Source organism: Microbacterium hydrocarbonoxydans, from assembly GCF_023715885.1.
Taxonomy (GTDB): Bacteria; Actinomycetota; Actinomycetes; order Actinomycetales; family Microbacteriaceae; genus Microbacterium; species Microbacterium hydrocarbonoxydans_C.
Map to the genome: position 1 here is coordinate 827,914 of NZ_JAMBOY010000001.1, position 22,192 is coordinate 850,105.

Here is a 22,192-nt window from a genome sequence, read left to right on the forward strand (position 1 = left end):
TTCTCATTAGCGCGTAGAGTGGCAGCATGAAGAAGCCGGTCGTCGCCCTCGCTCTCGCATCCGTCGCCGCATTGACGCTGGCGGGGTGCTCCACCAGCGCGGGCGCGGGAGAGGGTGGCGACGACGGGATCACGGTCGTCGCGAGCACCAACGTGTACGGCTCGCTGGCCCAGCAGATCGGCGGCGAGCGCATCGAGGTCGACTCGATCATCAGCTCGGCCACCCAGGACCCGCACTCGTACGAGGCATCGGCGCGCGACCGCCTCACGGTGCAGAAGGCCGACCTCGTGATCGAGAACGGCGGCGGCTACGACGCGTTCATCGACACGCTGCTCCAGGACGCAAAGGGCCCGCACATCATCACGGCGGTCGAGTACTCGCACGACTTCCCCGGCAACGAGGGCCACGAGCATGCGGAGGGCGAGGAGCACGCGGATGCCGAGGCGACCGAAGAGGCCCACGCCCACGACCACGCCGAGGGCGAGGACGGGCACGAGGGCCATGACCACATCGAGGGCTTCAACGAGCACGTGTGGTTCGACGTGCACACCATGATCCATGTGGTCGAGGCGATCGCCGACGAGCTGACCGAGCTCGACCCGGAGGGTGAGGCCGACTTCACCGCCAACGCCGAGAAGATCGTCTCCGACCTGGAGGGATTCGAGGCCGACCTCGAGACCCTGAAGACCGAGGCGGCCGGCGCGAACGTCGTCATCACCGAACCCGTTCCCGGCTACCTGGCCGAGGCCGCCGGTCTCACCGACGTCACGCCCGAGGGCTTCGCGGAGTCCGTCGAGGAGGGTTCGGACGTCGCGCCCGCCACCCTGCTCGCGACCCTGGACGTCGTCACCTCGGGCGACGTGCGCGCCGTACTGACGAACGCCCAGACCGGCGGTGCCGAGACGCAGCGCGTCGAGGATGCCGCGGCCGAGGCCGGCATCCCCGTCGTCGCCTTCACCGAGCTGCTGCCGGAGGGATCGTCGTACGCTGAGTGGATGAGTGACGCGATCCAGAGCCTCGCCAACGCACTGACGTCGTGAGCGGCACCGCCGACACCGAGGCAGGTTCCACGCCGCGCACCCCAGTTCTGGAGGTGCGCGGCGCCGCCCTGCACCGCGGCGAACGAGAGCTGTGGTCGGGTCTCGACCTGACCGTCGAGCCGGGGGAGTTCATCGCGGTGCTCGGTCCGTCGGGATCGGGCAAGACTACGCTGCTGCGCAGCATCCTGGGCCTGCAGCCTTTGTCGGCGGGAGAGATCCGGGTCGCGGGGGCGCCCGTGCGCAAGGGCAACCGGCGCATCGGATACGTGCCGCAGCAGCGCTCGCTCGCGCCCGACACGAGCATGCGCGCGCGTGACCTCGTGGCCCTCGGCGTGCAGGGCAGCCGGTTCGGATTCCCCATACCGCACCGCGGCGACCGGGCGAAGGTCGACGATCTGCTCCAGGCCGTCGGCGCCTCGCACTTCGCCGACCGCCGCGTCGGACTGCTCTCGGGAGGAGAGCAGCAGCGGCTCCGCGTCGGTCAGGCGCTCGCCGACGAACCGTCGCTGCTCCTCTGCGACGAGCCGCTGTCGAACCTCGACCTCGCGAACCAGGTCGCCGTGACCGACATCATCGACCGGCAGCGCCGGGAGCGCGACGCCGCCGTGCTGTTCGTCACGCACGACATCAACCCGATCCTGGGCCGCGTCGACCGCATCCTCTACATCGCCGGCGGGCGCTTCCTGCTCGGCACTCCTGACGAGGTGCTGCAGACCCGCGTGCTCACGGAGCTCTACGGCACACCCGTCTTCGTGCTCCGCGCCGGCGACCGGCTGGTCGTCGTCGGAGTGCCCGATGCCGAGCCCCACCACGACCACGATCACGAGGCGCACGCATGACCGTCACCGGCCTCGTCCAGACCGTGGACTGGAGCGACGTGTTCTCGTTCCAGGACTACGGCGACCTCGTCGCGCTGCTCGCGAACTCGATCGTCGCGGGCGCCGTGCTCGGCATCGTCGGCGGGCTCATCGGCGTCTTCGTGATGCAGCGCGACCTCGCCTTCGCGGTGCACGGCGTGAGCGAGCTCTCCTTCGCCGGTGCCGCAGCGGCCCTGCTCTTCGGCGGCAGCGTCGTGGCCGGGTCGCTGGGCGGAGCGCTCGTCGCGGCGATCCTGATCGGCGTCCTCGGGGCCAAGGCGCGCGACCGCAACTCGATCGTCGGCGTACTCATGCCGTTCGGCCTCGGCCTCGGCATCCTGTTCCTCTCCCTCTACGACGGGCGGAGCGCCAACCGCTTCAGCCTGCTGACCGGTCAGATCGTCTCCGTCTCGAGCCCCGACCTCGGGTGGCTGCTCGGCATCAGCATCGTGGTGCTGCTCGGTCTGCTGCTGATGTGGAACCCGCTGCGCTTCGACTCGCTCGACCCCGAGTCCGCCGCCGCGCGCGGCGTGCCCACGCGCGCCGTGAGCCTGCTGTTCATGGTGCTGCTCGGACTCATCGTCGCGGTGAGCGTGCACATCATCGGCGCCCTGCTGGTGATGGCGCTGCTCGTGACGCCGGCCGCGGCAGCGATGCGGGTCACCGCGGGACCCGTCGCGGTACCTCTGCTCGCCGCGCTGTTCGGGTTCGTGTCGGCGGTGGGCGGGATCCTGCTCGCGCTCGCCGGGACGCTGCCGGTGAGCCCATACATCACGACGCTGTCGTTCACGATCTACGTCGTGTGCTGGATCGTGCAGCGGGTGCGCGGCGGCGTGCGACGCGTGAGGGCCTGACCGACTCGAATCGCGTGAACTGCAACCGTCCGGCCCTCGAAGCTGCCAGTTGCGCGATTCGAATACCTCCCTCACCCGCTCCCAGCCCCCGACAAGGGCGGCGCGCCTAGAATCGTGGGTATGGCTCAGCGGAACACCTGGCAGCGCGAGCGCGTGCGCGAAGCGCTCGCCGACGCGCGCGGTTTCGTGAGCGCCCAGAGCCTGCACGCCTCGCTGCGCGACGACAACACGGGCATCGGCCTCGCGACCGTGTACCGCGCACTCGCCGGTCTCGCCGCCTCAGGCGACGCCGACTCGCTGCAGAGCCCAGAGGGCGAGGCGCTCTACCGCGCCTGCACCACGCAGGGCCACCACCACCACCTGATCTGCCGCAACTGCGGACTCACGGTCGAGATCGAGGCCAAGGACGTCGAGCAGTGGGCGCACCGCACCGCAGCGCTGCACGGCTTCACCGACGCCGCGCACGTCGTCGACATCTTCGGCCTCTGCGCCCCCTGCACCAACAAGCGCGCCGCAGAAGAGGCAGCGATCGCGTGACCGCGCAGGCCACGACCCGGACGGCGCATTCGCATCGGCCCGTCAGGCCGCCGCGGTCGCCGTGGGTCGGCGTCGCGCTCGGCGCCGCGATCGTCGCCGCGCTCTTCCTCGTCGATGCGTTCCTGCCGAACCTGTACGAGGCTGCGCTCCCGAGTCGCGCGCAGGACGGACTGACCCTCGCCCTCAGCGTGCTCATCGAGGCGCTGCCGTTCGTCATCCTCGGCGTTCTCCTGTCGATCGTGGTGCAGGTCTGGCTGCCGTCCGACGTCATCCACCGGTGGCTTCCGAAGCGTGCGTGGGCGCGCCGCGCCGTGCTGTCGCTGCTGGGGATGCTGATCCCTGTGTGCGAGTGCGGCAACGTGCCGTTCGCGCGCGGACTCATGATGCGCGGCCTCGCGCCGGCCGAAGCGCTGACGTTCCTCATCGCGGCGCCGATCGTGAACCCGATCGTGATCCTCACGACGCACGCCGCGTTCGGGTTCGACGACGGCATCCTCGTCGCCCGTCTGGTCGGCGGATACCTCATCGCGAACCTCATCGGCTGGATCTACAGCCGCCACCCCTCGCCCGACGCGCTGCTCACGCAGCGGTTCGTCGACACGTGCGAGCGGGTCACCCACGAGCCGGGAACCCCGGTGCGCCGCAGCCTCACGCAGTTCCTCGTCGAGCTGCGCGCGGTCATGCCGGCGCTCATCATCGGATCCGCGCTCGCCGGGGCGGTGCAGGTGCTGATTCCGCGGGAGCTGCTGCTCGCCATCGGCTCGAACCCCGTGCTGTCGATCGTCGCGATGATGGCGCTCGCCATGACGGTCGCCATCTGCTCCAACGTCGACGCGTTCTTCGCGCTGTCGTTCGCGTCGACGTTCTCGTCGGGAGCGATCGTCGCGTTCCTGCTGGTGGGACCGCTCGTCGACGTCAAGATGCTCGCGCTCATGCGCACCACCTTCACGACGCGCACTCTGGCGGGGATCGTCGGCGTGGTCGTGCTCGCCGCCTTCGCCATCGGGATCGGGGTGAACGTCTTTGTCTGAGCAGTCCGTCTCGCGCCGCCACGCCCTCGCCACTCGCTGGCTGGGCGTGGGCCTCGCCACCGTCGTCTCGATCGTCACCCTCGGGTTGGGTGTGACCGGGCGCCTCACGCTCTACATCAGCCCCGAGTCGGTGTGGTTCGCCTGCGCCGCCGCCGTCGTCACGCTCGCCGCCGCGATCTGGTCGTGCACCCTGCCCCTCGGCGCCGAGAGCGACCATGGACATGACCACGGTCACGGGCACGATCATGCGGATGCCGAGGGCGAGCCGCCCTCCGCTCGGAGGGCTCTCGCGACGGCGGGCACAGTGACCGGGGGAGTGATCGCGTCGGGCGTCGTGATCGCCGCGCTCGTGCTGCCGCCTGCGTCGCTCTCGGTCGAGCTCGCGATGTCGCGCGCGGGAGAGCAGACCGCGCTCTTCGCCGGTGCCGACGACGTGACGCTCGGAGTCGCCGACACCTCGACGTTCGGCGTGGGCGACTGGGCGAGCGTGTTCGCCTCCGCGACGAACACCGCCGCGTACGACGGCAAGGCGGTGTCGCTCACGGGATTCGTCACCCCGGCGGATGCCGACGGAGTGAACCTCACGCGACTCGTGATCACGCACTGCGTGATCGACGCGCAGACGGCGACGCTGCCCGTCACGATCGACGCCGGCGAGTTCGAGACCGGACAGTGGGTGCAGGTCGAGGGCACCGTGAAGGCGGATGCCGACGGCCGCCTGCACGTCGATCCGACCTCGGTGCAGCCCATCGACGAGCCCGGGGACCCGTATGAGTACTGACGAGCCCGCGGTCCCGCGCACCCGGGCTGAGATGCGTGCTGCGCGCGAGGCGGCCGCGCGTTCCGCCGAGGCAGCTGCGGCCGCGCCCTGGTCGTTGAGCGAGGGCGGCGGAGAGGCGGCCGAGCCCCGGTCGTTGAGCGAGGACGGCGGAGCCGACCGAGACGAAACGCGTCAGGTGCCGCAGAACTTTGAGCCGGAGGCCCCGTCGACCGGTGTTCCGGTGGACGAGGAGCGTTTCGTCTCGCCTGCGGCTCGCTCAACGACCGGAGAGGGGCCTGCGGCTCACTCAACGACCGGAGAGGGGCCTGCGGCTCGCTCGACGACCGACCGGAAGGCGCCGACCCCGCCCCGTGACCGCCGCTTCCTCGTCGCGCTCGGCGCCGTGCTCGGCATCCTCGTCCTGGTGGGCGCGGGCCTCGGCGTCGTGAGCCTGACGCAGGGCCCGCGGATCACCGAGGTGCAGGTGAACCCCGAGCAGGCGATCGAGACGTCGGGCAGTCGGGTGATCCTCACGACGAATCAGTCGCTCGCGGCGATCGACGACTCGCAGGTCACCGTCGAGCCCGCCGTGCCGTTCACGCTCGACGCGGCGGGGCGCGGTGTCGGCATCCGCTTCACCGTCCCCCTGGACGACGACACCGAGTACACGGTGCGCGTCGCGGATGCGACCGGCGCGGGCGGCGGCCCCTCGGCAACGCTGTCGACGAGCTTCACGACACCCGCGTCGAAGATCTTCCTGCTGAACCGCGACGCGGACGGCGACGACAAGATCTTCCGCACCGACCTGACCGGAGAGAAGGCCGAGCCGGTCTTCGCGGCCGACAAGATCAACGACTTCCGTGCCACGTCGACCCAGCTGGTGGTCTCGGTCGAGGAGGACGAGGGGTCCAAGCTCCTCGTGATGAAGCGCGACGGCTCGGATCAGCGCGAGCTGAAGCTCCCCGGCGACGGCTATGTCGGGGCGATCCAGGTCTCCGACCGCGGCGGCTACGTCGGCTACAGCTACTCCGACCGCGAGCTCAGCGACACCGAGGGTCGCGCGAGCGTGCTCGTCACGCAGTCGCTCAGCGGCGACGACGATCCAGTGGTGACCGAGGTCGGCGGCGAGGAGGCGAACATCTTCGTCTGGCAGTTCGTGCCCGACAGCTCGGCGGTGCTCTTCATCGACTTCGACGGCGCCCTGTCGCTGATCGACCGATCGTCGGATGCCGGTGTGCAGTCGCTCGGGCTGGCGACGACCATCCAGGGGATCAGTCGCGGCACATACACCGCCATCGTGGAGCGGCTCGACGGCACGGTCGTCGAGCTCAACCTCACGGACGGCTCGGAGCAGCCCCTCGCCGCCTCGAACCCGGACTACGGCACGGCGACGACGATCACTCCGTATCCGGGCGGTACGCTGCGGCACGTCGTGGCGCGCGACGCGAACGGCATCCCCTCGGGGCAGGCCATCATCACCGTCGACGACGAGGGCACCGCGACGCCACTGGTCGAGGTCGGCCCGACCGACTCCATCCTGCAGGCGTGCGCGTCGCCGAGCGGCCAGTACGCCGCGGTGGTCATCGCCCCGGACCTCACCGACAACCCCTACGATCAGATGCTCCTCCCTCTGCCGGAGAACATGGAGACGCACCTGATCGACCTGCGCACGGGCGACGAGCTCGTCGCGCTGACCGGCTTCGACGCGTCGTGGTGCCAGACCGCGCCGCAGTTCTGACCGTGCTGCCCGCCCTGCACCGTGCCACGCGCACCGAGCTCTCCGGTCTTCCCGTCGAGGTCGCCCCGCTGCTGCTCGGCGGCGAGTTGCGCACCCTGGTCGCAGGGTCTGCCGTGCACCTGCGGATCACCGAGGCCGAGGCCTACCACGGCCAGGGCACGGGGCCGCTCGCCGACCCCGGTTCGCACGCCCGCATGGGCCGCACCGCGCGCAATGCCACGATGTGGGGCGAGCCGGGGCACCTGTACGTGTATCTCAGCCACGGCATCCACTCCTGCGTGAACGTCGTCTCGGGAGCCGAGGGCCAGGCGGGCGGAATCCTGCTGCGCGCCGGCGAGGTGGTGCACGGTGTGGATGCCGCGGCCATCCGCCGCGGAGGCGAGCCGCCCCTGACGGCGCGACTCCTCCGCGATCTCGCGCGGGGGCCCGGTCGGTTCGGGCAGGCGGCGGGCCTGCGGCATCCGATCCACGACGGCATCGACGCGATCACCGGAGCCGAGCAGGAGGGCGCGCGGGCGGAGCTCTGGCTCCGTGACGAACCGATCGCCGACATCGCGACGGGCCCGCGGGTAGGCGTGGCGGGAGTCGCGGGGACGGACGCCTTCCCCTGGCGCTTCTGGATCGCCGACGACCCGACCGTCTCGCCGTTCCGCTGGGGGAGGGGCGCGCAGGCCGCGTCGATCGCCGACGCGTGACCGTGCTAGACTGACTCTTTGTCTGCGCACACTCCTGTGCGTAGTTCGTGTGCTCCCCCTCTTCTCAGCCGAGCGATCGGTGGTCGAGAGGGTGCGCGCAGACAAGGGATCTTGGGTGGGGCCGTCCGGCCTCACGGTAATGAAGGAGTCACATCATGGCAGCAGTGTGCCAGGTGACCGGTGCTGTTCCCGGCTTCGGTCACAACGTCTCGCACTCGCACCGCCGGACGAAGCGCCGCTTCGACCCGAACGTGCAGAAGAAGACTTATTTCGTCCCGTCGCTCGGTCGTAAGATCACGCTCAACGTGTCCGCCAAGGGCATCAAGGTGATCGACGCCCGCGGCATCGAGAACGTGGTCAAGGACCTCCAGGCGAAGGGTGTGAAGCTCTAATGGCCAAGAAGGCACAGGACGTCCGTCCGATCATCAAGCTGCGTTCGACGGCAGGTACGGGTTACACGTACGTGACGAAGAAGAACCGCCGCAACACCCCCGACCGTCTCGTGCTCAAGAAGTACGACCCGGTCATCCGTCAGCACGTCGAATTCCGAGAGGAGCGTTGATCCATGGCTAAGAAGAGCAAGATCGCTCGCAACGAGCAGCGCAAGGCAGTCGTGGACCGCTACGCGGAGCGTCGTCTCGAGCTGAAGAAGACCCTCGTCGACCCGAACGCGTCGGACGAGGCCCGCGAGGCCGCTCGCGTCGGCCTGCAGAAGCTGCCGCGCAACGCGTCGCCGGTCCGCCTGCGCTCGCGCGACGTCATCGACGGCCGCCCCCGTGGTGTCCTCACGAAGTTCGGCATCTCGCGTGTCCGCTTCCGTGACATGGCGCACCGCGGCGAGCTGCCCGGCGTGACCAAGTCGAGCTGGTAAGCCACAGCATCCAGTCAGAAGGGGCGAGGATCTGCGGATCCTCGCCCCTTCTGCATGCCACGGTCTCTGCCTCGCCCTCACGTCCGCTCGCCCCGGCGCACGCACACGCAAAGCAGGAGATCACACGAAGCGAAGGACCGGATGCCGCATCCGATCCTTCGATACGCGTGATCTCCCCCGACACTGCAGCGCCCGCTCCCCTCAGACCGATGCCGAGGCGTGCTCCGTCGCCCAGGCGAGGGCGTCGTCGGCGATCTCCTCCCAGCCGTCCTGGCTGACGAGGCGGTGGGTACGTCCGGGGTACTCGCGGTACTCGACGACCGAGGGGCTTCCGGTCGAGCGGTACTTCTTGACGATCGCCCTGCCGATCGCCGGCGGCACGACGTGGTCGATCTCTCCGGTGATGACGAGCAGGGGTGCGCGGTCGGCCCGTGAGTAGTCGACGCGCGTGACGCCGCCCTTCTCGTTGACCACCGAGCCGACGCCTTCGAAGAACACCCGGTTGTAGGAGTTGACGGCGTACTCCTCCCAGAGTGCATCCGACTCCTCACGGCTCAGGTCGTTGCCGAAGGTGAAGTGGAAATGGCGCTTCGACAGGGGCTTCGCGCCGTTGATGCCGAACGGGTTGGACAGGATCGGTGTGCCGGTCCACAGCGTCGAGAGCGGAAGAGCGGTCACGCCGGCGGTCTGCCCGGGGGCGACGCCGACGTAGGCGACCCCGAGTCCGCGGTCGGCGAGCATCTGGGTGATGACGCCGCCGAACGAGTGCCCCATGATGATCGGCTTCACCGGAAGGGCACGGATGATGCGCTCGTAGTGATCGGCGATCTGCGCGAGGCCGATGCCCTTCAGTGCCGAAGGATCACGGCGGATGCCGGCGACGTCGCGGTCGTCGATACCCGGCCAGCCGGGAACGATGACCTCGTGGCCGAGCACGCGGTAGCGCTCCGCCCAGGTGTTCCAGCTCTTCGGCGTCATCCACAGGCCGTGGATCAGGACGATAGGGGTCTTCTCGGTCATGGCCATCTCTTCTTCTCCTCTGTTCCGAACCCGCCGGTGCGGGATGCGATATCGTGATAGTAGACCGAACGTTCTATCTACCGCAACCATTCCTGCAAAATCGACGTCGTGCGCGAGCGAACCACACGACCGATGCCACGATGAGAGGGATCACCATGGACACCACGATTCCCCGGCGGCCCAGCGCCGCGCGCACGCGCCTGATCGACACGGCGACCCGTCTCTTCTACGAGGAGGGCATTCACGCGGTCGGCGTCGACCGGATCATCGATGAGGCGGAGGTGACGCGAGCCACCCTCTACAAGCAGTTCGGCGGCAAGGAGAACCTCGTGCTCGCCTACCTCCGCAACGAGGACGAGATGCTTCGGGCGATGTTCGACCAGGCGGGGGCGGATGTCTCGGACCCGGACGCTCTCGTCGACGCGGTCATCGACGGCATCGCCGCGGACATCCGGCAGCGACACACGCGAGGGTGCCCCTTCATCAACGCGGCGGCGGAGTATCCCGACGCCGCAGGACCGGTGCGCACCCTTATCGACGAACATCGCGAATGGTTCCGCTCGACTCTCGAGGAGGTCGCCGCGGGGGCCGGTCTCCACCATCCGTCCGAGGTCGCGGCCTCCCTCGTCCTGCTCCGCGACGCGGCGCTCGTCGGCGGCTACCTCGACGGCGAGGAACGCGTCGCCCCGGCCTTCGAGCGCACCGCGCGGGCCGTCATCGGAGGCCACCGCGCGGCGTGACGCGCCCCGTCACCGGTGGTCCTCACACGTCACATTCGCCACATCTGCACCACGACACGCCAAGGAAAAGCCCAAAACCCGCGAAATGACGCGGAAATGTGGGTCGTCGTTGGTACATTCAAGGCGGTCACACGACCAACGGCGGGCAGCCGCCCGCCGAACCACAAACGATGCGACGGATCCGTCGCTGGAGGATGACATGGCTGACAAGTCCATCACCAAGACCGAGCTCGTCGCGAGCATCGCTTCCGCCACCGGCCAGAGCCAGGCCACCGTCTCGGGCGTTCTCGACGCGCTGTTCTCCTCGGTTTCCGACGCCGTTGCCAAGGGCAGCAAGGTCTCGATCCCGGGCTGGATCTCGTTCGAGCAGGTCGCGACCGCCGCTCGCACGGGCCGCAACCCGCAGACCGGCGCCGAGATCAAGATCCCGGCCGGCAAGCGCGTCAAGGTGACCGCCGGTTCCAAGCTCAAGGCTGCCGTCAAGTAAGACCGCACCACTCGAAGGCCGCTCCCGATCCCTCGGGGGCGGCCTTCGGCGCGTCCTCCCCGGCCACGCGGCTTAGGCTGGAGGGGTGAGTTCCCGCGCCGTATCAGCCCCGACGAGCCCTGCCTATCGTGCAGTCGGCGTCGGCATCCTGCTCGCGGGCGGACTCGTCGCCGTGGTCGTCGCCCTGATCCTCGGCGGAGGTGCGGCCCCGCTGCTCCTCCAGGACCCCGGGCCCTTCGTGCGCTGGGCGATCCCCGTCGTCAAGCTCGTCATGAACATCGCCGCCGCGGCCATGCTCGGCTCTCTCGTCCTCGCCCTGTTCGCGCTGAAGTCGGAGCAGAAGTCCTTCGAGGTCGCGCTCAACACCGCATCCGTCGGCGCGGCCGTCTTCACGGTTACCGCGGGCATCAGCGCGTTCCTCACGTTCATGGCCGCGTTCAATCCGCAGCTGAGCGCCGAGCGCGAGTTCGGCACGCAGCTCGGGCGCTTCCTGCTCGAGACCGCACTCGGCCAGTCGTGGCTCATCACGACGATCATGGGGTCGATCATCACGGTGCTCGTCTTCGCGTGGCGCAGCTGGCTGCCCACACTGCTCACGGCGATCCTCGCCGCGGCATCCTTCCTCCCGCTCGCGACGCAGGGGCACTCCGGTGAGCTGTCCGGGCACAACGTGGCCGTGAACTCGATCCTGCTCCACACGATCGGGGCGGCGGTCTGGCTCGGCGGCCTGCTGCTCGTGATCGTGCTGCGCGGCCGCTCCGACATCGGCACGGCGAAGCTCGTGGCCCGGTACTCGAGCCTCGCGATCGCCGCGTTCGTCGTCGTCGCCGTCTCGGGACTCGCCCGCTCGGTGGTCGCCCTCGGCGACATCACGCAGCTCATGACGCCGTACGGCGGCATCCTCATCGCCAAGGTCGTGCTGCTCGTCGGCATGGGATTGTTCGGCGCCTGGTACCGCATCCGCCTCATCCCGCGGCTCGACGGGCCGCAGGCGGCGCGCTGGTTCTGGATGCTGGTGCTCGGCGAGATCGCGCTGATGGGCCTCGCATCCGGCGCCGCCGCGGCGCTCGCGCGCACGCCCCCTCCCACGGGCGAGGAGGCGGCTTTCGTGCAGACGCCGGCGGAGAACCTCACGCGCTCCCCGCTGCCGCCCGAGTTCACGATCGACCGCTGGTTCACGGCGTGGGACATCGACATCCTCTGGCTCGTCGCGGCCGGGTTCGGTCTGTTCTTCTACCTCGCCGGGGTCCTCCGCCTGCAGAGGCGCGGCGACCGCTGGCCCATCCACCGCACGGTGTTCTGGGTGCTCGGTCTGCTCCTGCTCGTGTGGGTGACCGGCGGGCCGATCAACGCCTACCAGGAGTACCTCTTCAGCGTGCACATGCTCGGGCACATGATGCTGTCGATGGCTATCCCGCTGCTGCTCGTGTCCGGCGCCCCGATCACTCTCGCGCTCCGCGCGATCCACAAGCGCGACGACGGCACCCGCGGCGGCCGCGAGTGGATCATGTGGGCCGTGCACTCGCCGTTCGCGAAGGTGGTCACGCACCCCTTCGTCGCGGCGGCGATCTTCATCGTGTCGCTCTGGGCGTTCTACTTCACCGATCTCGTGCGCTGGTCGATGTACGAGCATCTCGGCCACGAGTGGATGGTCGCGCACTTCCTCATCTCGGGCTACCTGTTCGTCATGAGCCTCGTCGGAGCGGACCCCGTGCCGTACCGGCTGCCGTACCCGGGCCGTCTCATCACCCTCATCGCCGTCATGGCCATGCACGCGTTCTTCGGCATGGCGATGATGATGCAGGAGGGGCTCATGGTCGCCGACTGGTTCGGCTCGATGGGTCGCGACTGGGGACCCAGCCCGATGGAGGACCAGTACATCGGCGGCGGCATCGCGTGGTCGATCGGCGAGATCCCCACCCTGATCCTGGCGATCACGGTGGCGATCCAGTGGAGCCGTAGCGACACCAAGCTGCAGAAGCGCCGCGACCGGCATGCGGACCGCACCGGCGACGCCGAGCTGGAGGAGTACAACGCCCGGCTCGCCGAGCTCGCCGATCGCGATCGCCGCGAGGCCGAGCGCGCGGCGCGCTAGGCCTGCAGGAGCTAGTCCTGCGGGGCGTCTTCCGGCGAGCCCACGCGGATCGACGCCGAGCCGTCGGGCAGGATCGCGATGGTGCCGTTCACCTGGAACGGGACGTCCTCGGAGATCGCCTGCACCTTGCCGTCGAAGAGGGAGCGGATCTCGACCTCGACGTGCGCCACGGCATCCGTCGGGGGGATGCTCCACTGGCCGTTCTCGTCCGGGACGACCGTGACCTGCGGCTGCGCCGCGATCGACCACTGCGGCAGCGAAGCGATGCGGTTCGACACCTCGAGCCCGAACGGGCAGGCCGTCGGCTGCAGCACCTCCTGCGTCGTGCACTCGGTCAGGAACTCCTCGACGCGCTGCTGCACGACCGCCACGAATTCCTCGGTCGGCTCGGTCTGCACGTCGAGCGGGGTGACGGCGAGCGGGGTGTCGGCGAGCACGCCCACCCCCGTCGACGTCGAGATCGGGGTGTCGACGCTCACGGAGTAGATGCCGGGCGTGAACACCAGCATCGGAAGCGGATCGAGCGGCGCGGCGTCGGCGGAGATCTGCCGTCGGTCGACCTCGAATCCGTTGATCGCGAACCGGTCGGCACCGCGCAGCGTGAGGTTCACGACCGCGAGCGGACTGGTGGTGAAGCGCCAGTTCGGGGTGACCCCTGCCCAGCCGTCCTGCGCGACCGAGAACGTGGTCGTGCCCTCGTGCTCGCCCGCACGGTACGACACCGTGACCGCCACATGGTCGCCCTCGGGCTTCTCCGACACGACCTCGACCTGCGAGAGCGGCGCGAGCGCCGCCTGGCGCAGCATGGCTTCGGATGCCGAGGCCATCATCCCGGCATCCTCCAGTGTCTCGCTGTCGATGGCGACGCCCGGCACGCGGAGCGCGTCGGCGGCCTTGCCCTGCCCGAGCAGATCGAGATACCGCTCGACGAACGCGGACGGCCCGTAGAACTGCTGGTACAGCGTGGCGCCGCCCGCCGCGAGGGCGGCCACGAGCACGAGGCCGACGACGGCGAGGAGCGCGAGGTCGGCAGCGAGACGGGAGCGCCGGGGCGCCTTCGTCTCGACCTGCTGCATGGCGCAAGTCTAGGAGGGGGCGCTGGGGGGACGCCGAGCGTCGACGGGGGCGCCGCCTCCGTGTCAGAGGGATGCCCTGCGGCTGCGCCCCGTACCATGAGAGTCGTGTCCTTTCCCGCCCTGTCAGACGAGCAGCAGGAGCTGTTCCGGCTGATCGAGGACACGAGCGAGCACGTCTTCATCACGGGACGCGCCGGCACCGGCAAGTCGACCCTGCTGCAGTACTTCTCGTGGAACACCAAGAAGCAGATCGCCATCTGCGCCCCGACGGGCGTCGCGGCCCTCAATGTCGAGGGGCAGACGATCCACTCGCTGTTCCGGCTGCCGATCGGGCTGATCGGCGACTCCGACATCGACCAGAACGACAACACCCGCCGCATCCTCAACGCGATCGAGACGCTCGTGATCGACGAGATCTCGATGGTCAACGCCGATCTCATGGACGCGATCGACCGCTCGCTCCGGCAGGCGCGCGGCAAGCGCGGCATCCCGTTCGGCGGAGTGCAGGTCGTCATGTTCGGCGACCCGTACCAGCTGGCACCGGTGCCGCCGCGCGGCGACGAGCTGCGATACGTGAAGGATCACTACCGGTCGTTCTGGTTCTTCGACGCGAAGGTCTGGGCCGGCTCCGACGGCGGCGACACCGCGACGTCCTCGGGCGATGCGCTGTTCGCGGTCGACACCCGTGCGGAGCTGCATGTGCGCGAGCTCGTGCAGATCCACCGGCAGTCCGACGACGGGTTCAAGGCCATGCTGAACGCCGTGCGCTACGGCCGTGTGACCGCGGAGATCGCCGGGGTGCTCAACGCGCAGGGTGCGCGCACGCCGCCCGAGCCCGAGCCGGGGGAGGTGCCCATGATCACGCTCGCGACCCGCAACGACATCGTCAACGGCATCAACAGCCGTCACCTAGCGGCGCTGCCGGGCAAGGAGCAGACCGCGAAGGCCGAGATCAACGGCGAGTTCGGCCGCGGAGAGGCGTCGCTGCCGGCCGAGACCGAGCTCAAGCTCAAGGTCGGCGCACAGGTCATGTTCCTGCGGAACGACACGTCGATGTCGGGCGAGCCGCCGCGGTGGGTCAACGGCACGATCGGCACCGTCGTGCGCATCCTCGGCGAGACGGTCCGCGTCGAGATCGACGGCGAGGAGGTCGACGTCGAGCCCGCTGTCTGGGAGCGATTCCGCTACTCGTACGAGCCGACCACGAAGAAGCTCACGCGCGACGTCGTCGCCGAATTCACGCAGTTCCCGTTGCGTCTGGCATGGGCTGTGACGATCCACAAGTCGCAGGGCAAGACGTACGACCGGGCGATCGTCGATCTCGGGTCGGGAGCGTTCGCCCCCGGTCAGACCTATGTCGCACTCTCGCGGCTCACCTCGCTGGACGGCCTGTACCTGTCACGGCCGCTGCGCCCGAGCGACATCCGCGTCGACGAGGACGTGCGGCGGTTCATGCGCGACGCGTGGCTCGCGCGGTCGACGCCGGAGGTCGGCAGGGCCTGAGGCGTCGACGACCCGGAGGTCGTCGAGCGAGCGGAGCGGGACGATACGCGGTGAGCGGCCTCAGGCGGCGACGCGCGCGCGGTCGAGGTCTTCGAAGAGCTCGGTGTTGAAACGGTAGGCGAGCAGCACCTCGTCGATCACGCGCTCGCGCTCGGCGTCGTCCCACGGGGCGGCGTCGAGCTGCTCGCGGTAGACGTCCTTGAAGGCGTTCGGGTCGGCGATGTCGTCGAACAGGTAGAAGCCGATTCCGTTGGTCTCGAAGCCGAAGCGTCGTGCCATGACGCGGCCGATGAAGATGCCGCCCGACAGGTCGCCGAGATACCGCGTGTAGTGGTGGGCGACGAAGCCGCCGGCCCAGGTCGCGCCGACCTGACGGATGCGCTCGACGTAGCGCTGCGTGGTGGGCAGCGGGCTGATGAGCTCGCGCCAGTCGTCGCCGAGCAGGAACGCCAGGTCCGCCTCGAGGGCGGGGAGGCGCGTGAGCTTGTCGCTGAGGAAGACCGACGCGACGGGGTCCTGACGCATCCGGTCGCCCGCGCCCTCGAGCGCCTCGTAGATGAAGTAGTGCTGAGCGACGAGCGAGATGTAGTCCTCGCGAGACCCTTCGCCCTTGAGCAGATCGGACATGAAGCCCGCCCCTTCGCTGCGCGAATGCGAACCGGAGGAGCGCTCACGGAGGGCGGCGGAGAAGGAGAGGATCTCGGACATGTCCTCAGTGTAAGGGTTACCTAACTTGAAGCGAAACCCCGCTCTCGCACGCAGCACCCCCGCTCTCGCGCACGACCCCCGCTCCCAGGCCGAGCCACCCCTTTCGCGTCGAGCCACCCCTTTGCGCACCGTCCCGAAGGGGGTGGGTCAGCGAAAAGGGGGTGGCTCGGCGAATCAGGCGAGGGGGGCTCAGTCGTGGGGTCGGGGTTCGACGCCCAGCTTCTCGCAGGCGAGGTCGTAGATCGCGACGACCTCGCGGCGCACGGCCGGACGTTCGGTGATGGGGCCGCCGGGCCACGGCACGCGCAGCTCGGAGGCCGTGCCGCCGCGGGTCACGCTCCAGGTGCCGCCGTCGCCGTCGAAGCCGGTCATGGTCGATCCCGTGACCTCGCCCTCGTCATCGGCGGCGAACGCCCGGGCGATCAGCATGTTGTCGTCGGTGTGGTCGCCGTTCATGTGGCGGAGGACGGCGGCGATGATGTCGGAATCGAAGGTGTGGGGCATGATCATCACCCTACGGGCACGCCCGATGCGTACTTTCAGCATCCGCGTTCTAGACTCGGGAGACACGTCTTCCGGGGGTCCCCTTCATGCAGCTTCTCTCGTCGCGCAGGTTCCGCGCAGCAGCGGCCGGCGTCGCCATGCTCGGGATCTTCCTCACCGGGTGCACGTCCGAGCCCTCCTTCAGCTACGAGCCACCGGCTCAGGTCGACGGCGCTCTGCCCGACGACACGGTCGCGGCGATGCAGGATGCCGTGAACAACGCCCTCACGGCCTCCGGTGCGAGCGGCGCCGTCGTCGGCGTCTGGGTGCCGTGGAGCGGCCGATGGGTCACCGGCGTGGGCACGCAGGATCCGGGCGCGGGTGACGAGATCAGCACCGACATGGCGTTCCGCATCGGCGATGTGACCCGTCTGATGACCTGCGACGTCCTGTACGCGCTCGCCGACGAGGGGACCGTCGAGCTCGACGATCCCGTTCCCGACTACGTCTCGGGCGTGCCGGACATGACGGACATCACCCTGGTCGACCTGTGCAACGGCACGAGCGGTATCGGCTCGTCCGAGGCCGTCGCGAAGTCCGCGTGGCTGAACACCCCTGAGCGCGTCTGGGCTCCGCTCGAGCTCGCCTCCTACGGTCTGGGTGCTGGCCGCATCGCGCCGCACACCGCCTACCGCGAGTCCGACTCCGGGTATCTGATCCTCGGCCTCGCACTGGAGCGCGCCTCCGGCATGACCGCCGCCGAGCTGATCTCCGAGTACGTCACCGAGCCCCTCGGGCTCGCGAACACGTCGCTGCCTCGGGCGACTGCGGCACCGCCGTCGACGGGCCCCGTCATGAACGGCCACTACCTGTCGCCCGTCGAGGGCGGGTACAACTGCGCCGCTCCCGTGGACATCACGACCCTGTCATCGAGCACCGGGTTCACAGACTCGGGCGTCGTGTCGACCATCGAGGACCTCGGTCGGTACGCACAGGCCGAGGCCGCCCAGGTGCTGCGCACCGAAGAGGAGCCGAACCGCTTCGGAGCCCCGCTGCCGGCCTACGACGGCGCGCCGTCCTGGCAGCAGTCGACCGGCGGTGCGAGCCTCGTCGGCTCGATGATCGGGCAGTACGGCTGGACTCCGGGGTATGCCACCGCCGCGTACTCCGACCCGACCACCGGGTTCACGGTCGCGGTGTCGCTCAACGACTCGACTCAGGGCGGCACGATCGCCGCGTACCTCGCGTGGGAGCTCGCCGCCATCGCGTCGAAGGCCCCCGCGGCGTCCGGACAGACGGCCCCCGAGTTCGGCCTGCCCTTCACGGCGGAGCAGTACCACCAGGCGATCGCCGACACGGCCGTCGCCTGCGTCGCGCCCGCCGAGGGCTGAGCCCGCTCGGCGCAGCCGGAGCGGGAGGAGCGCCATGCCGATCATCGACAACGCCATCTACGTCGACGGTGTCCGCACCGAGAATCCCGCGAGCCTCAGCGAGACCTTCGAGCTCATGCACGCGCGGGGCGGCATGAGCTGGATCGGGCTGTACCGCCCCAATGAGGACGAGATCCGCGAGGTCGCCGACGAGTTCGGCATCCATCAGCTCGTGGTGGAAGACGCACTCGCCGGCCACCAGCGCTCGAAGCTGGAGCGCTACGGCGACGTGCTGTTCATGGTGCTGCGCTCCGCCCGCTACCTCGACGCCACCGAGGAGGTCGAGTTCGGCGAGATCCACGTGCTCGTCGGACCCGAGTTCGTCGTGACGATCCGCCACGCCGAGTCTCCCGACCTGGGCAGGGTGCGCCGTCGCCTCGAGGGCGATCCCGCTCTGCTCTCGCAGGGACCGGAAGCGGTGCTGTACGCGATCCTCGACGAGGTCGTCGACGAGTACGCCCCGGTGCTCGCCGGTCTCGAGAACGACATCGACGAGATCGAGAGCCAGTTGTTCGAGGAGGGTGTCGACGCGACGCAGCGCATCTACGAACTCGGTCGCGAGGTCATCGACTTCCAGCGGGCCACGCAGCCGCTGTCGGGGATGCTGGACGCTCTGCTGCGCGGTTCGGAGAAGTACCACGTCGACGAGGAGCTGCAGCGGTATCTGCGAGACGTGCTCGACCACACGCTGCGGATCGCCGACCGGGTCACGACGTTCCGCACGGTGCTCGACAACGCGCTCACGGTGGAATCGACGATCGTCGCCCGCCGTCAGAACGAGGAGATGCGACGCATGACCGAGCTGAGCATCCGCCAGAACGACGAGGTCAAGCGCATCTCGGGGTGGGCAGCGATCCTCTTCGCGCCGACGCTCGTCGGCACCGTCTACGGCATGAATTTCGACAACATGCCCGAGCTGCACTGGGCGTTCGGCTATCCGATGGCGATCGGGCTCATGCTCGCGATGGGCGTCGGCCTCTACGTCGCGTTCAAGCGCAAGGGCTGGCTCTAGCGGCCCTCGGGCTCGCGGTCCACCGGTCGGCCCTGGTCGTCGACCTCGACGCCCGGTCCTGGGCCCGGGCGCACCGCGGCGTCCGGAGCGATGTCGATGCGCCTGACGCCGTCGTGCTCGGTGACCTCGATGCGCGGCGCAGCGTCCTCCTCCGTCGCGTTCGGGGCGGCGGTCAACTGGTCGTGACGCTTCTCGTCGAAGGTCATGTCGTCGACGCTGCTCGTGTCGTCAGGCGTTGCCATGGGTGTCCTCCTGGGTGTGGGCGGTGGTCGTGGGGGAGTCGGAAGCGGTGGTCGCGGCGCGGTCGGAGCGGCGGCGCCCCCAGCGGGCGAGTGCGAACAGCACCACGCCGACGGCGAGCAGGATGGCGCCGAAGAGCCACACCACCGGTCGCTGCTGCGTGAGCAACAGGATGCAGGACGCGACGCCGAGCACCGGCACGAACGTCCAGACACGGAAGTGGTCGTGCTCGACCCGGTCGCGACGCAGCACCAGCACCGAGACGTTGACGCTGAGGAACACGAACAGCAGGAGCAGCACCACGGTCTCGGCGAGCGTCGCGAGGTCGCCGACGAGGGTGAGCCCCATCGCGACGAGCGTCGTGGTGAGGATCGCCACCCACGGAGTCTTCCGGTTCGGGAGCACCCGCCCGAGCACGCCGGGGAGGAGGCGCTGCTCGGCCATGCCGTAAGTGAGGCGGCTCACCATGATCATGGTCAGGAGCGCGCCGTTGGCGACGGCGATGAGCGCGATGAGGCTGAACAGCCAGGAGGGGATGCTGACGCCGGTGGCCTCGACCACCGCGAGCAACGGGCCGCTGGACTCCTGCAGCTCGGACGCGGGGAGGGTGATGGAGCTCGCGACGCCGACGAGCATGTAGACGGCGCCGGCGGTGAACAGCGCGCCGAACAGGGCCCGCGGGTAGGTGCGGCGGGGATTCTTGACCTCTTCGATCATGTTCGCCGAGGTCTCGAAGCCGACGAAGGAGTAGTACGCGATCACCGCGCCGCCCAGCACCGCGAGGGCGACCGGGGTGCCTTCGGGCGTAGCGGTCAGGCGCGATGCGTCGCCGCCTCCGCCCGCGACGAAGATGCCGACCACGGCGATCACGATCACGAGGCCGCTGAGCTCGATCGCGGTCATGACGAGGTTCGCGCCCATCGACTCCCGGATGCCGCGGGCGTTGAGCGCGGCCACGATGGCGAGGAACACGATGGCGACGGGTGTCGCGGGCAGGTCGAAGAAGGTGCCGAAGTAGTCGCCGGCGAAGGCGATCGCCAGGCCTGCGGCGCTCGTGACGCCGGCAGCGAGCATGCTGAAGCCGACGAGGAACGACACGATCGGACTGCGGAAGGCGCGTTCGGCGAAGACGGAGGCGCCGCCCGCGCGCGGGTACTTCGTGACGAGTTCCGCGTAGGATCCGGCGGTCAGCAGGGCGAGAAGGAGGGCCAGCAGCAGCGGGGCCCACAGCATGCCGCCGACCTCCTCGGAGAGCACCCCCATCAGCGCGTAGATCCCGGCGCCGAGCACGTCGCCGAGGATGAAGGCGAACAGCAGGGGGCCGGTGATCGCACGCCGCAGCTTCGTGGGCGTTTCCGCGCCGGTGGGCGCGTCTGTCGTGTCGGATGCCATGGCTGAACCCTAGGAACGTCTTCGTCGCCGGGCGACGGGGTTGACACGGCGAGGTCCGGGCGGCCAGGTGCGGTCGGCCAGGCGCGTTCGGGCAGGTGCCGGACGCTCGGAATCATTCCTGCGGCGGATGCCGGACGTCGGCGCTCGTGCATACCGTGGAGTCATGCTGATCGTCGAAGAGCTCCACATGCTCCTCCTCCGTCCTGACGGCCGGGTCGACTCCTCGGTGAGCGTCAATCGCCTGTACGGCGAGATCGCCGCCGTGCTCACCGACCTCGCGCTGCGCGGCCGCATCTCCCTCACCGACGAGCGTCACCCCGTCGTCGAGATCGTGTCGACCGAGCCGACCGGGCATCCCGTGCTCGACACGACGCTCGAGCGGCTGATCCCGCTGCGCGGCAAGCGTCTGCAGTCGCTCATCGCACGTCCCAAGCTCGACCCGCTCGAGGTGGTCGTCGAGTCGCTCGTGGTTCAGGGCGTGCTGATTCGCGGCGAGCGCGGATTCTTCGGCTGGGGATCGGTGCGCACGCCCGAGTCCGATCCGGCGCCCGAGCGCGTGCTGCGCGTCCGGCTCGCCGACGTGATCGCGGGCAACCGTCCAGCTGCCAGGGCCGACCTCTCGCTGCTGTCGATCCTGCAGAACCTGAACGCGGCGCATGCGATCCTCCGCGAGGAGTGCGCGGGTGCCTCGGCTCGCGACCTGAAGAAGCGGATCGAGCAGCTGACGGCGGAGTCACCGCAGGCCGACGGCACAGCGGTGGGCGACGCGGTGGCGAACGCGCTCAACGCCGCGATGGCGGCGGCGATGATGGCGGCCATGACTCCGGCGATCGTCGCGGCCACGGTCAGCTGAGCGCGCGCTCCCGTCACACCGTCGGGAGCCGCCCGATGAGCGGATTGGTGTCGACCGGGTCGACGACGATCCCGGTCACGGCCTCGAGCTCCAACACGGGGTAGTGCGAGGTGGCTCCGATCTTCTCCTCGCTGCCCAGCACGTACGTGCGTCGGCTGCGGGCGGCCACGGCGCGCTTCGTCGCGGCATCGTCGAGGCGGCCGGTGGTGAGGCCGTTCTCGGGGTCGATGCCCGTGACGCCGAGGAAGAACGCGTCGGCGGCGAGGTGCTGCAGGGCCTCGATCGCCAGCGGGCCGCTCGCGACGAGCGAGTGCCGCGACAGCTCGCCGCCGATCAGGACGACCCGCGCATCGGAGTGCTCGGCGACCGCGAGTGCGACGGCCGGACTCGGAGTGATCACGGTCAGATCGGCGCCGGCGGGCATCATCCTGGCCATCGCGAGCGTGGTGGTGCCCGCGTCGAGGACGACGGTGGATGCCGGGGTGATCAGCTGCACCGCCCGTCGCGCGACCCGCTCCTTGCTCGCCGAGGCGAGCCTGAGGCGTTCCTCGACGGGGCGATCGGCCGCGGGGACGGGCAGTGCGCCGCCGTAGACGCGGACGAGCTCGCCGGCCTCGGCCATCTCGCGGAGATCGCGGCGGATCGAGTCCTCCGACAGAGACAAGTCGCGGGCGACATCCTTGGCGACGATCTTTCCGTCACGCCTGAGAATCTCGCGCAGGTGCGACTTCCGCTGGGCGCTCAGCATTCCTCTGCCTTTCGAGAGTTTC

25 protein-coding genes are annotated in these 22,192 nt (G+C 69.5%); 18 read left to right on the top strand and 7 right to left on the bottom strand.

The genetic code is table 11. From position 1 onward, the window contains the following. Nucleotides 1-26 precede the first annotated feature (26 nt). The 11 genes from M3195_RS03880 to rpsN all read left to right on the top strand — a co-directional run bounded on the left by M3195_RS03880 (nt 27) and on the right by rpsN (nt 8,383). Nucleotides 27-1,040, top strand: coding sequence for a metal ABC transporter solute-binding protein, Zn/Mn family (locus M3195_RS03880; protein ID WP_251585234.1), 1,014 nt, complete (start codon nt 27-29; stop codon nt 1,038-1,040). Beyond that, the gene (locus M3195_RS03885; protein ID WP_251585235.1) at nt 1,037-1,879 is read left to right on the top strand and encodes a metal ABC transporter ATP-binding protein; all 843 of its coding nucleotides are present in this window, start codon (nt 1,037-1,039) and stop codon (nt 1,877-1,879) included. The genes M3195_RS03880 and M3195_RS03885 overlap by 4 nt, the downstream gene beginning before the upstream one ends. Next, nucleotides 1,876-2,751 carry a metal ABC transporter permease gene (locus tag M3195_RS03890; protein WP_251585236.1) on the top strand — a complete coding sequence of 292 codons (876 nt, stop codon included), beginning with the start codon at nt 1,876-1,878 and terminating at the stop codon, nt 2,749-2,751. The genes M3195_RS03885 and M3195_RS03890 overlap by 4 nt, the downstream gene beginning before the upstream one ends. Before the next feature lie 120 nt (nt 2,752-2,871). Continuing rightward, the gene (locus tag M3195_RS03895; protein WP_096713480.1) at nt 2,872-3,288 is read left to right on the top strand and encodes a Fur family transcriptional regulator; all 417 of its coding nucleotides are present in this window, start codon (nt 2,872-2,874) and stop codon (nt 3,286-3,288) included. Continuing rightward, nucleotides 3,285-4,319 (top strand): permease, encoded by a 1,035-nt coding sequence (locus M3195_RS03900; protein ID WP_374209300.1) that lies wholly within the window; start codon nt 3,285-3,287, stop codon nt 4,317-4,319. The genes M3195_RS03895 and M3195_RS03900 overlap by 4 nt, the downstream gene beginning before the upstream one ends. Further along, nucleotides 4,312-5,100 carry a TIGR03943 family putative permease subunit gene (locus M3195_RS03905; protein ID WP_251585237.1) on the top strand — a complete coding sequence of 263 codons (789 nt, stop codon included), beginning with the start codon at nt 4,312-4,314 and terminating at the stop codon, nt 5,098-5,100. The genes M3195_RS03900 and M3195_RS03905 overlap by 8 nt, the downstream gene beginning before the upstream one ends. Next, entirely contained in the window at nt 5,090-6,817 is a 1,728-nt protein-coding gene (locus M3195_RS03910; RefSeq protein ID WP_251585238.1) for an Ig-like domain-containing protein, read from the top strand. Before M3195_RS03905 ends, M3195_RS03910 begins: the two co-directional genes overlap by 11 nt. After that, nucleotides 6,793-7,512 (top strand): DNA-3-methyladenine glycosylase, encoded by a 720-nt coding sequence (locus tag M3195_RS03915; RefSeq protein ID WP_374209301.1) that lies wholly within the window; start codon nt 6,793-6,795, stop codon nt 7,510-7,512. Before M3195_RS03910 ends, M3195_RS03915 begins: the two co-directional genes overlap by 25 nt. 155 nt (nt 7,513-7,667) lie before the next feature. Continuing rightward, entirely contained in the window at nt 7,668-7,904 is a 237-nt protein-coding gene (gene rpmB / locus M3195_RS03920) for a 50S ribosomal protein L28 (RefSeq protein WP_025102729.1), read from the top strand. Next, nucleotides 7,904-8,074: a 50S ribosomal protein L33 gene (rpmG, locus tag M3195_RS03925; protein WP_017203558.1), complete on the top strand. Its 171-nt coding sequence runs from the start codon at nt 7,904-7,906 to the stop codon at nt 8,072-8,074. Before rpmB ends, rpmG begins: the two co-directional genes overlap by 1 nt. Nucleotides 8,075-8,077: 3 nt before the next feature. Next, nucleotides 8,078-8,383 (top strand): 30S ribosomal protein S14, encoded by a 306-nt coding sequence (gene rpsN, locus M3195_RS03930; RefSeq protein WP_067195802.1) that lies wholly within the window; start codon nt 8,078-8,080, stop codon nt 8,381-8,383. 201 nt (nt 8,384-8,584) lie between these two features. Here rpsN and M3195_RS03935 read toward each other — a convergent pair whose 3' ends face one another. After that, a complete protein-coding gene (locus M3195_RS03935; RefSeq protein ID WP_251585239.1) occupies nt 8,585-9,403 on the bottom strand; it encodes an alpha/beta hydrolase in 819 nt (272 codons plus the stop codon). A gap of 155 nt (nt 9,404-9,558) precedes the next feature. Here M3195_RS03935 and M3195_RS03940 point away from each other — a divergent pair, with 155 nt between their 5' ends. The 3 genes from M3195_RS03940 to M3195_RS03950 all read left to right on the top strand — a co-directional run bounded on the left by M3195_RS03940 (nt 9,559) and on the right by M3195_RS03950 (nt 12,725). Continuing rightward, the gene (locus tag M3195_RS03940; RefSeq protein WP_251585240.1) at nt 9,559-10,143 is read left to right on the top strand and encodes a TetR/AcrR family transcriptional regulator; all 585 of its coding nucleotides are present in this window, start codon (nt 9,559-9,561) and stop codon (nt 10,141-10,143) included. Between the two features lie 199 nt (nt 10,144-10,342). Next, a complete protein-coding gene (locus M3195_RS03945) occupies nt 10,343-10,630 on the top strand; it encodes an HU family DNA-binding protein (protein WP_050724056.1) in 288 nt (95 codons plus the stop codon). Between the two features lie 85 nt (nt 10,631-10,715). Then, on the top strand, nt 10,716-12,725 hold the full coding sequence (locus M3195_RS03950) for a cytochrome c oxidase assembly protein (RefSeq protein WP_251585241.1): 2,010 nt from the start codon (nt 10,716-10,718) through the stop codon (nt 12,723-12,725). Nucleotides 12,726-12,736: 11 nt separating this feature from the next. Here M3195_RS03950 and M3195_RS03955 read toward each other — a convergent pair whose 3' ends face one another. Then, on the bottom strand, nt 12,737-13,801 hold the full coding sequence (locus M3195_RS03955) for a hypothetical protein (RefSeq protein WP_251585242.1): 1,065 nt from the start codon (nt 13,799-13,801) through the stop codon (nt 12,737-12,739). 105 nt (nt 13,802-13,906) lie between these two features. Here M3195_RS03955 and M3195_RS03960 point away from each other — a divergent pair, with 105 nt between their 5' ends. Beyond that, nucleotides 13,907-15,304 (top strand): ATP-dependent DNA helicase, encoded by a 1,398-nt coding sequence (locus M3195_RS03960; RefSeq protein ID WP_251585243.1) that lies wholly within the window; start codon nt 13,907-13,909, stop codon nt 15,302-15,304. Nucleotides 15,305-15,364: 60 nt separating this feature from the next. On the opposite strand, the gene M3195_RS03965 is transcribed toward M3195_RS03960, so the two are convergent. Both M3195_RS03965 and M3195_RS03970 read right to left on the bottom strand, forming a co-directional pair. Then, nucleotides 15,365-16,012 (bottom strand): biliverdin-producing heme oxygenase, encoded by a 648-nt coding sequence (locus M3195_RS03965; RefSeq protein WP_251585244.1) that lies wholly within the window; start codon nt 16,010-16,012, stop codon nt 15,365-15,367. Between the two features lie 189 nt (nt 16,013-16,201). Next, on the bottom strand, nt 16,202-16,516 hold the full coding sequence (locus tag M3195_RS03970; RefSeq protein ID WP_251585245.1) for a DUF2470 domain-containing protein: 315 nt from the start codon (nt 16,514-16,516) through the stop codon (nt 16,202-16,204). 86 nt (nt 16,517-16,602) lie between these two features. Here M3195_RS03970 and M3195_RS03975 point away from each other — a divergent pair, with 86 nt between their 5' ends. Together M3195_RS03975 and corA are read left to right on the top strand one after the other, a co-directional pair. After that, on the top strand, nt 16,603-17,886 hold the full coding sequence (locus M3195_RS03975; protein WP_251585246.1) for a serine hydrolase domain-containing protein: 1,284 nt from the start codon (nt 16,603-16,605) through the stop codon (nt 17,884-17,886). A 34-nt stretch (nt 17,887-17,920) separates the two neighbouring features. Further along, the gene (gene corA / locus M3195_RS03980; RefSeq protein ID WP_251585247.1) at nt 17,921-18,937 is read left to right on the top strand and encodes a magnesium/cobalt transporter CorA; all 1,017 of its coding nucleotides are present in this window, start codon (nt 17,921-17,923) and stop codon (nt 18,935-18,937) included. On the opposite strand, the gene M3195_RS03985 is transcribed toward corA, so the two are convergent. Further along, nucleotides 18,934-19,179, bottom strand: coding sequence for a multidrug transporter (locus tag M3195_RS03985; RefSeq protein WP_251585248.1), 246 nt, complete (start codon nt 19,177-19,179; stop codon nt 18,934-18,936). The two genes, corA and M3195_RS03985, sit on opposite strands and share 4 nt — an antisense overlap. After that, a complete protein-coding gene (locus M3195_RS03990) occupies nt 19,166-20,569 on the bottom strand; it encodes an APC family permease (protein ID WP_251585249.1) in 1,404 nt (467 codons plus the stop codon). Before M3195_RS03990 ends, M3195_RS03985 begins: the two co-directional genes overlap by 14 nt. Nucleotides 20,570-20,732: 163 nt before the next feature. On the opposite strand from M3195_RS03990, the gene M3195_RS03995 reads away from it, so the two are divergent. Next, nucleotides 20,733-21,422 carry a GOLPH3/VPS74 family protein gene (locus M3195_RS03995; protein ID WP_251585250.1) on the top strand — a complete coding sequence of 230 codons (690 nt, stop codon included), beginning with the start codon at nt 20,733-20,735 and terminating at the stop codon, nt 21,420-21,422. A 13-nt stretch (nt 21,423-21,435) separates the two neighbouring features. On the opposite strand, the gene M3195_RS04000 is transcribed toward M3195_RS03995, so the two are convergent. Further along, a complete protein-coding gene (locus tag M3195_RS04000) occupies nt 21,436-22,170 on the bottom strand; it encodes a DeoR/GlpR family DNA-binding transcription regulator (protein ID WP_251585251.1) in 735 nt (244 codons plus the stop codon). Between the last annotated feature and the right edge of the window lie 22 nt (nt 22,171-22,192).